The sequence below is a fragment of the Paraliomyxa miuraensis genome (genome assembly GCF_026337845.1).
Classification (GTDB): Bacteria; Myxococcota_A; Polyangia; order Nannocystales; family Nannocystaceae; genus Paraliomyxa; species Paraliomyxa miuraensis.
In genome coordinates this window covers 255,522-265,000 of sequence record NZ_JAOVZF010000161.1, presented here as the reverse complement: position 1 = coordinate 265,000, position 9,479 = coordinate 255,522, and the positions used below count along the sequence as shown (strand labels likewise).

Sequence of the window (9,479 nt, the reverse complement as noted above, 5' to 3'; positions counted from 1 at the left end):
GAGCGATCGCGAACAGCACGATCTCCGCCAGCACGCTCAGCGCCCACAGCAGCCCCACCGTGCTCTCGTCGAGCCCCTGCGTGCGCCAGTGCTGGGTGCCAAAGGCGTAGAGCACCGCATGGCTCGCATGCAGCAGCGCGGTGACGACCAAGAAGCCGACGAAGGGGCGCGACCACGACGAGCTGCCGTCCGAGATGACGGGTCCCTCGGTCTCGTTCCGCGGAGGTCCTGCAGAGCGCTCGCCGCCGGGCAACAGCAGCGAGACCACGGCGCCGCCGGCTGCGGCCCCCACCAGGAGCCACAGGATGATCGCCTCTCCCTGTCGCTCGAGCAGCTCGCCCCCGGCCCACGAGGCTCCGATGAACGCGGCCGAGCCCCACAGGCGCACGGGTCCGTAGCTCACCTTTCCCTCGGCCTCGGCCCCGATCGTCAACCCGTCGAGCAAGGGGATGATCGGCGCGATCACGAACCCCACTGCAACTGTGATCAGCAGCAATCCCCCGAAGCCCTCGACCCACGCAAAGCACCACTGCCCGGCCGCGAGCAGCACGGCGAGCCCGGTGATCAGGCGGTTGGCCTGGCCGCTGCGATCGGCCCAGCGCCCTGCGGGAGGGCTCGCGATCACGCGCGTCCACGGGCTCACGCCCAGCAAGATGCCCACCTCGCTCGGCGACAGGCCCCGATGGGCCAGCCAAACCGGCCAGTAGGGCAGGTACACGCCCATCCACACGAAGATCGCCACGTAGACGATCGAGAGCCGAAGCGCGAGCCGGAAGTCGTGACGCGGCACCAGCCGAGCACCCATCGCATGGATCTCGAGCGTCGTCACGTCCGGAGATCGGATCTCGAGATCCGTTCAGAACTGGACACGGATCCAGCTTCGTCCATAATGCGGCCTCCGTGCGGACCCCCCCGCTCTCGACACCGTCCTCCGAGCGATCTCCGAACGCCCCGAGCGCCCAGCCCCGCTCCATCCCCGACGCCTTCACCCCGTGCCTGCGCCTGGTGAGCCAGCCCGTCCTGGTCGACCAGAGCGGGGGCCTGGGCAGCGACTACGAGGAGGTGGAGACGGCGGTGCTGTTCTTGTCGTTCGACTACGGCGGGGTGAGCGTACGCGCGGGCGATCCCCGAGATCTCCTCGAGTCCAAGGGGGGCGGCGCTCCACGACGGCGCGATCCCGCGGGCGAGGCCCGGGTCCGCCGCGTGCTCGAGGGCTTTGGCCCGGTCGAGCTGTCCGAGCTCGATACCTACGCCACCTTCGACGAGGACGAGCCCGACTACGTGGTCGACGTGACCGGGGACATCGATGCTCTGTGTGCGTTCTCGGCCCAGGCCGTCCCCCGGCTGCGCTCGATGGGCTGGAGGGTGGAGATCGCCGACGACTACCAGTGTCGGGTGGTCGAGGGGGCCAAGTGGTACGCCGATCTCCAGGCGTCCGACGATGACGAGACCAACTGGTTCGAGCTCGAGCTCGGCGTCGACGTGGACGGTCGCAAGGTCGACCTGCTCCCGCTGCTGCTCGAGCTGCTGCAGCAGAGCCGCGGGGCCGGCCTCGATGCGCTCCTGCGTCGGGCCAAGCGCATGACCGCGGTGCCCGTGGGAGACCGGCGCTACCTGCCGGTCCCGGCCGAGCGACTGCAAGCGATCCTTCGCGTGGTGCGCGAGCTCTACGAGGTGGAAGGGAGCGGCCAGGGCTGCTTGCGGATCCCCGAGCTCGTACCCAGCTATCTCGACGAGCTCGACGATGCGCTCGGCGAGGCGCAGCTGGAGCTACGCGGCCAGGTGGATCTGCGAGGACGTCGCGCGGGTCTGTCCCGCGACGCCGAGCTCCCGCTGGTGCCCGCGCCGCCCGAGCTGAAGGCGACCCTGCGTCCCTACCAGCAAGAGGGCCTCAACTGGCTGCAGAACCTGCGTGCGCACGGAGCCGGAGGGATCCTGGCCGACGACATGGGCCTGGGAAAGACGCTCCAGACCATCGCGCACATCGTGACCGAGAAGGCGGCGGGTCGGCTGCTCCTTCCCTCGCTGGTGGTGGCGCCCACGAGCCTGGTGGGCAACTGGAAGCGCGAGCTGAACAAGTTCGCGCCCAGTCTGCGCGTGCTGGTGCTGCACGGCCCCAAGCGTCACGAACGCTTCGGTCGCATCGAGGGTTCCGACGTGGTGATCAGCACCTACCCGCTGGTGCTGCGCGACATGGAGGTGTTCTCCCGTCACCGCTTCCAGCTGCAGATCCTCGACGAGGCGCACACGGTCAAGAACGTGCGCAGCCAGATCCACCAGGCGGTCAAGGCCATCGACGCCGAGCTGCGGCTGTGCATCACGGGCACGCCGCTCGAGAACAACCTCGACGAGCTGTGGGCGCTGTTCGACTTCCTCATGCCCGGCCTGCTCGGCAGCGCCGAGCGCTTTCGCGGGGCGTTTCGGGTGCCGATCGAGCGCTTCGGCGACGAGGGCCGGCTCGAGACCCTGCGCAAGCGGGTCGCGCCGTTCATCCTGCGCCGCATGAAGGACCGGGTGGCCAAGGACCTCCCGGCCAAGACCGAGATCGTTCGAACGGTCGACCTCGCGGGCGGCCAGCGCGATCTCTACGAGAGCATCCGGCTCGCCGCCCACGCAGCGGTGCGCAAGGTGGTCAAGAAGAAGGGCATCGCGGCCTCGACCATCGACATCCTCAGCGCGCTGATGAAGCTGCGGCAGGTGTGCTGCGACCCCCGCCTGGTCTCGGTGCCATCGGCCCGCCTGGTCGAGGAATCGGCCAAGTACGAGGCGCTGATGGAGATGCTCGAGGAGATGCTCCCTCGCGGCCGACGGGTGCTGGTGTTCTCGCAATTCACCAGCATGCTCGCCCTCATCAGCGAGGGGCTGCGGCAGCGAGGGATCCGTCACGTGAGCCTCACCGGCTCCACGCCCGATCGCCAGGCCATGGTCGATGCATTCCAGCAGGGCCGCGCCGAGGTGTTCCTCATCAGCCTCAAGGCGGGCGGGGCCGGGCTCAACCTCACGCGGGCCGATACCGTGATCCACTACGATCCGTGGTGGAACCCGGCCGCGCAGGCGCAGGCCACCGATCGGGCGTATCGCATCGGTCAGACCCGACCGGTGTTCGTATACAACCTCATCGTGGCGGGCAGCGTGGAGGAACGCATGATGGGACTCCAGCGGCGCAAGCAGAACCTGGCCGACAGCATCCTGTGCGCGGGCGATCCCAGCCTCGAGCTCACCGAGGACGACGTGGACGATCTGTTCGCGCCGCTGTCGAGCGATCGCGACGACGACTGAACCACACGACCGCTCCGTGCGGCTGCCTGCCTGGGGGCTGCGTCGTGGCGAGTGCGGGCTCACTCGGGCGGGAGCGAGGCCATCACCTCCGCGGTGTGCTCGCCGAGCCGAGGCGACCGTCCCAGCGGCATGCAGGCAAACGGCATCGGCGTGACGGCGTGACCGCTGGGATCGAGCACGCGTCCGGCCAGCTGCGGATCGGCGAGGGCTTCGTCGAGCGTGAGCACGGGCGCCACGGGCACGTGGGCGCGGTCGAGGACGCGCAGCCAGTGGTCGAGCCCATGGCGGCGGAAGGCCGTGGCGATCACGCGGCGCAGCGGACGGGACCCCACCACGCGTGCCCCCAGCGGCACGGCGGTCATCGAGACGCGCAGCGGCTCGGGCAGCCCCAGGCCCTCGCACAGCGCGGCCCAGAACTTCTGCTCGTCGACGATGCCCACGCTGATCCAGCGGTCGTCGCGGCACTGGTAGAGCGCGTAGTGGGGCAGGGCGTGCAGTCGCAGGCGCAGCAGGTTCTGCCAGGCGGCGGTGTGCCCCAGCCACCGGCCCACGCGGTCGACCGAGGCCGCGGTGTCGGGTCGCCCGAGCCAGCGCGACGCGGTCTCGGCAAGACGGCGCGTGCCCTGGCCCTTGGCGGCCTTGGTGTCGAGCCAGCGCCGCAGCGGGTGCAGCGTGCCCGAGAGCTTGGCATCCGAAGGCGTCAGACCCTCGGCCCAGACATAGGCCCACGACAGCACGGTATCGGTGAGCGCCACGTCGATGTGCCGACCCCGATCGTCGCGCTGGCGCCCGTAGAGCGCGGCGACGATCGTGGCGACCGCGCTCAAGCCCGAGCTGAGGTCGGCGATCGGCAGCGCACAGCCCAGCGGATGCCCGGACCCGTCGCGCATCATGTGGCACACGCTCGCGAGCGCCTGGAAGTTGAGATCGTGCCCTGGATACTCGCGGTAGGGGCCGTGCTGGCCGTAGCCGCTCATGGAGCAGTAGACCAGCCGCGGATTGCGGGCGAGCGCCTGGGTCGGCCCGCCGCCGAGGGCCTCCATCACCCCGGGACGGAAGCCCTCGAGCAGCACGTCGACGTGGGGCAAGAGCGCGTGCAGGCGCGCTCGATCGGCGTCGGTCTTGAGGTCGAGCACGATGCTCTTCTTGCCGGCGTTGACGATGTCGAACAGCCGCCCGAGCAAGCGACCCGTGTCGCCGCGCGGGGGCTCGACCTTGATCACCTCGGCTCCCATCGACGCGAGCAGCAAGCTCGCGTAGGGGCCGGGAAGGTTCTGGGTGAAATCGAGGACTCGAACCCCGCGCAGCGGCGGAGCGGGCGGCTGGAGATCGTCTTCGGCGCTCACGGCAAGGTCGCTCCCGTCGCTTTGTATGGCGTGGATGTCATGGTCGCCAAGGGGGCGGCTCCTGGAGCAGGGGATGGGATCGTGAATTGTTGCAGTGATTGCGGCGAATTGGTGCGGGCCCGGGAACCTTCGTGAATCGCCTCCGGGGACCTTCGTCAGAGACCGCCATCGCATGCTTGGCCTACCTGTCTTGCCCCGTCGTCTTGCGCTTGCTTCCACCCTTCACAGCTTCGGCAGCGCGGCCGCCCTCGCCGCGGCGCTGCTGACCACGGCTCCGGCCTCCCCGGTCCTGGCGGCCGACGATCCCCAGGCCGCGGCTCCGAGCGAGAGCCCGAGCGAGGCTCCAGCCGAGAGCGAGACCCGTGAGGTCGTGGCGCTCGAGCTGCGGATCGCCGCCGACGGACGTGCGGTCGGCCAGATCGATCGGCTCGTCGAGCTCGACACCGACACGGCGCTGGCGCTGCTGGCCGATGGTCACGAGCATGCCGTCGACATCAGCGTGCGCAAGCTCGACGAGCGCGGCCGCAAGCTCGCCGTGACCCTGGGCTATCGACGTGACGGCGAGGCCGTGCTCGAGTCGGTCACGGTCGAGGCCGCGGCCAAGAAGGCCAAGATCGTGCGCAGCAAGGGGAGCAAGGTGGCGCTCTCGCTCAAGCTGGCGCCCAAGACGGTGACGGCGGAGGAGCTGCCCGCCCCCGAGCCGCCGCGACCACGCATCGAGATCGTCGAGGGCGGCAACGATCCGCTGGCGGGGATCTGAGCCGCTGGGCTGCCGGTCTGCTGCCGGCCTATTCTCGATAGCGCAGGAACAAGGCGTCGAGCGCGGCTCGCCACGACGGCTGGTCCTCGTACACGTAGCGCTGGCTGCCGAGGGCGACGGTGGCCAGCGATACCGCCATGCCGACCAGGCCCGGGCCATTGAGCACGTGAACCGACTCGATGCAGTCGCGGTGCTCGGTGAGGGCTTGCAGCACGGCATCGCGCACGCTGGAGGGATAGCTCTTGATGGAGCCCATGTGCCAAAAGACGTGGCACGGCTGGTGGCGCTCGAGGAGCTCGGGGAGGTGCTCGAGGAACGGCGTCGCCGCGGCCGGTTCCAGCGTGCCGCTCATGTGCACGAGCACGACGTCGGGCGGGACGCGGGCGATCTCGAGGTAGCCCTCCGCGCCGGCCCAGGTGGAGCGATCGACCGTGGTGCGCCCGGTGAGCATCCAGCTGTGACCCAGCGTGGACATCAGGCCGAGCCGCACGGGGGTGGGATTGCGGGTCGTGGCGTCGAGGTTGGCGACCTCGATGGGTCCCTCGGTGGTGGCGATGGCCTCGGTCTCGGCGGTGGGGGCGGGCTTGGTCTCGAGCGTCGGCTCGAGCCCCACGGCGGGCTTGCCCGTCGCGGTCGCCTGAAGTGACACCCAGCGCTGGATCGGCTTGTCGGACGTGTCGACGTGGTTCAGCGCCACCACGAAGTCGAGGATGGAGTCGAAGCGCTGCGCGGGGTCGCGGTGGATCGCACGATGGAACAGGGCCTCGATCCGCTGGCGCAGCGGCTCCTCGATGTTCACGTCTTCGAGGGGACGAGGGCTGTGGTAGAGCGCGTTGTGGACCATCTCGGGGACCGAGCCCCCGGCGAAGGGCACGCGCCCGGTCAGGAGATAGAACCCGGTGCAGCCCAGGCCGTAGATGTCGCCGCGCAGATCGGTGGGGCGACCCTGGAGCTGCTCGGGGCTCATGAACCCGGGGCTGCCCAACATCTGGCCCTCGGCGGTCAGGTGGGAGGTTTGCTGGCTCACGAGGCTCTGCTTGGCGATGCCGAAGTCGAGCAGCTTGCAGCGGTCGGGGTCGCCCAGGCGACGTGCGAGCATCACGTTGGAGGGCTTGACGTCGCGGTGCACGATGCCGAGCGCGTGGGCGTGATCGAGCGCGCTGCACAGCTGGAGCAGGATGCGCTTGACGCGGTCCCAGGGCATCGGGCCGCTGCGCTGGATCTCGACATCGAGCGAAGGGCCCTCGAGCAGCTCCATGGCGATGTAGGGCTGGCCGTCGTCGGCCTCGCCCGCCTCGTGGATGGCGACGATATTGCGGTGCTGCATCGTGCTCGCGAGGCGACCCTCGCGAACGAAGCGCTTGCGCACGTTCTGATCGGTCTGCCAGGCGGGCAGCAGCAGCTTGATCGCGACGCGACGACCGGTGGGGCTGTGGATCGCCTCCCAGACCTCTCCAATGCCTCCGCGGCCGCGACGCTCCACCAACCGATAGCGTCCCGCGATGTCCATGCCCACATGGGGGATCGCCGGGGGATCGGGAGCTGGCCACCGGTCGACGACGGTGCGGGTGGAGGGAGAGGACATGGTCACGGGTCGTGGGCAAACCCAGGATACGACGGCACGGAACAGTCGTCAGCCGCTGCAATCGGGCGAAATCGAGGAACCATGGGATTCCTTACGGTCCTCGGGTGCGAGGTCGTGCGACTCCATCGACCATGCGAGGCCGCTCGAGTGGTGATCACGGCGAGCGGCGAGCGCCAGCATGGATCCAGCATGGATCTAACGGCCAGACAGGAAGCCGAGGCGCTGGAAGATCGACTCGGGCATGTGTCGCACCGCGCTCATGATCGGTGCCCAGTACCACGGCAGATGGGCGGCGCCGCCTTGGCCTCGATCGATGTGAGCCACGATGTCGCGCGCCACCGCCTGCGGCGTGGCAAACAGTGGATTCTTGGCGTGGTCGGCGGTCATGGGGGTGTCGACGGGACCGAGCTTGAAGGTGGAGACGGCGATGCCCTGACGCCACAGCCGGCTGCGCAGACCCTGGAGGTAGATCGTGAGGGCGCCCTTGGCCGCACCGTAGGTGTAGTTGCGAGGGCGTCCGCGCTCGCCCGCAACCGAGGACAGCACGGCCAGGTGTCCGTGGCCCTGGGCCTGCAGTGCGTTGGCCAGGGGGATCAGCAACGACACGGGGCTCAGGAGGTTGGTTCGTAGCACTTGCTCGGCGGCGTTCCAGTCGTGCTCGGTGGTGATCTGATGACCGAGCAATCCGTGGGCGATCACGGCCACGTCGAGCCCATCGAGGACCTCGAGGGCGGTGTGGACCAACGCGGCACTGCCCGCGGCATCGTCGAGATCGGCCCGGGCGTGCCCGACCACGGTCGAGCCGAGGCGATCGCACAGGGCGGTCAGCTTGGCGGGGTCGCGGCCCACGAGGTAGAGCCGGGCGCCGCGGCGGGCGTAACGAGCTGCGATCTCGCTGGCGATGGCCGAGGTGGCTCCTAGGATCAGCACGCGCTCCATGATGGCCGCGGAGGATAGCAGGCTGCCCCTCGCGTCCGTGGCCTTGGTGGGCGAGCATGGGTGCATGAGCCAGGACCCGCTGCCCTCGCGTCCTCGTCTGGCCTCGCACGTGCTGGCGCGGCGGCACGTGATCGACGGCGAGGAGCGGGTGCTCTTGCACGATCAGAGCCGCGACGAGGTGCTGCTGCTCGGGAGCCGCGAGTGGGCGTTGCTCGAGGTGGCCGACGGTACGCGGGACGTGGAGGGGATCGTGGTCGCGGCTCGTCGCCAGGGGGCCCATGCCCGCGTGGCTGCGGTTCGGCAGATGCTGGCGAACCTGGCGGCGCAGGGCCTGGTGGAAGCGGGGGAGGCGGCCGAGCCGCCGGATGCGGCGCCGGCCGAGCCGCGGGCCGAGCCGCTGCCTGGTTCGGTACCGGGCCGTGAAGGCGCGAGCGCGGCGTTGCCTGGGCCACCGCCACACGAGGCCACCGATGCGCAGCCGGTGCCTCGTCCCCTCGTTCCGCTGCCGGGCGAGGTGCTGCGCTGCGATGGTGCGGGCACGTGCTGTCGCCTCTACGGCACGGTGATGATGCTGCCGAGCGAAGCGCGTCGGGTGCAGAGCGTGCTGCCGCGGTGGCGCGTGGGGTCGGTGCCGGCGGAGCGGTGGTTCTCGCCGGTGCGAGGATCGGAGCCCGCACCAGCGCTCGCTGCGATCGCTCGCGATGGGGCCTGTGGGTTCCTGCAGGACGACGGGCTGTGTGCGGTCCACCGCGCCGGAGGGGCCGCCGCGAAGCCCTGGGGCTGCCGCGCGTTTCCCCGGGTGTTCGTCGACGACGGCGTGGCCGTGCACGTGTCGGCCAAGCCCGAGTGCGCCTGCGTGCTCGAGCCTCGGGGTGGGGAGCCCGAGCCCTTCGTGGAGCCGGAGTGGACCGATGCGAGCGCCTTGCCCTCGTTGGTGGTGGTGCGCTCGTTGCCCGATGGCATCGAGGTGCTGCCGGGACGGTGGGCGCCCCGGGCGGAGGTGCGTGCTTGGATCGCGGCCGTCGCGGCTCGTCCCGTGCCCCGCGATGCGGCGGCCACCTCGTGGGCGTTGGCCGATGCGGCCACGCACGCTGCCGGGCTACCGGGGCTCGAGGGCGCATGGGAGGCGGCTCCGCCCGAGCCCGCGGCGGTGGGTCCCTGGCTGGAGGCGCTGCATCGCCGGGCCACGGTACGGGCGCGCGAGCATGCGGCCTGGCGTAGCGAGCGAGATCTGGTGCGACGAGTCACCGCTGGGCTCGCCACCCTGACGAAGCTGCTGTGCGATCGAGCGGCGCTGGCCGAGGCCTTGGCGGTGCCGCCCGAGCACCCGCAGCAGGAGGCTCGCTACTGGCGGATGGGCGTGCACGGCTATCGCTGGGTGGGTCGCGGGTCGCTCGTGTCGACGCTGCGCGACGAGGCGGTGCGCCTGTGGGTCGCGCGCTCGTTGTCGCTGGTGCTCCCGGATGCTCACGAGGACCCCGATCTACGCGCGCCGCTGGCCCTGGTCGAGGCCATGCTGCGCGCGTATGGGATCGGGGCCTATGTGGACGACATGCAGGTGTGAGGGGGC

At 70.3% G+C, this 9,479-nt stretch carries 7 protein-coding genes (1 of these 7 only partly in view); 3 read left to right on the top strand and 4 right to left on the bottom strand.

Features of this window, described 5'->3' with window-relative positions; all coding sequences use genetic code 11:
- Window positions 1–829, bottom strand: partial view of an MFS transporter gene (locus OEB96_RS36540; RefSeq protein WP_266221510.1) — the 5' portion only. The gene continues 389 nt to the left of window position 1, outside the view; the window shows 829 of its 1,218 coding nt (coding positions 1–829); the start codon lies at window positions 827–829; its stop codon lies off the left edge, out of view.
- 71 nt (window positions 830–900) lie between these two features.
- Here OEB96_RS36540 and OEB96_RS36535 point away from each other — a divergent pair, with 71 nt between their 5' ends.
- Window positions 901–3,279 (top strand): DEAD/DEAH box helicase, encoded by a 2,379-nt coding sequence (locus OEB96_RS36535; protein WP_266221509.1) that lies wholly within the window; start codon window positions 901–903, stop codon window positions 3,277–3,279.
- A gap of 59 nt (window positions 3,280–3,338) precedes the next feature.
- On the opposite strand, the gene OEB96_RS36530 is transcribed toward OEB96_RS36535, so the two are convergent.
- The gene (locus OEB96_RS36530) at window positions 3,339–4,625 is read right to left on the bottom strand and encodes a CaiB/BaiF CoA transferase family protein (protein ID WP_266221508.1); all 1,287 of its coding nucleotides are present in this window, start codon (window positions 4,623–4,625) and stop codon (window positions 3,339–3,341) included.
- Between the two features lie 190 nt (window positions 4,626–4,815).
- Here OEB96_RS36530 and OEB96_RS36525 point away from each other — a divergent pair, with 190 nt between their 5' ends.
- Window positions 4,816–5,385 carry a hypothetical protein gene (locus OEB96_RS36525; RefSeq protein ID WP_266221507.1) on the top strand — a complete coding sequence of 190 codons (570 nt, stop codon included), beginning with the start codon at window positions 4,816–4,818 and terminating at the stop codon, window positions 5,383–5,385.
- A 28-nt stretch (window positions 5,386–5,413) separates the two neighbouring features.
- Here OEB96_RS36525 and OEB96_RS36520 read toward each other — a convergent pair whose 3' ends face one another.
- A complete protein-coding gene (locus OEB96_RS36520) occupies window positions 5,414–6,970 on the bottom strand; it encodes a serine/threonine-protein kinase (RefSeq protein WP_266221506.1) in 1,557 nt (518 codons plus the stop codon).
- Window positions 6,971–7,165: 195 nt separating this feature from the next.
- Window positions 7,166–7,909: an SDR family NAD(P)-dependent oxidoreductase gene (locus OEB96_RS36515; protein ID WP_266221505.1), complete on the bottom strand. Its 744-nt coding sequence runs from the start codon at window positions 7,907–7,909 to the stop codon at window positions 7,166–7,168.
- A 64-nt stretch (window positions 7,910–7,973) separates the two neighbouring features.
- Here OEB96_RS36515 and OEB96_RS36510 point away from each other — a divergent pair, with 64 nt between their 5' ends.
- The gene (locus OEB96_RS36510) at window positions 7,974–9,473 is read left to right on the top strand and encodes a YkgJ family cysteine cluster protein (protein ID WP_266221504.1); all 1,500 of its coding nucleotides are present in this window, start codon (window positions 7,974–7,976) and stop codon (window positions 9,471–9,473) included.
- Window positions 9,474–9,479: the final 6 nt, after the last annotated feature.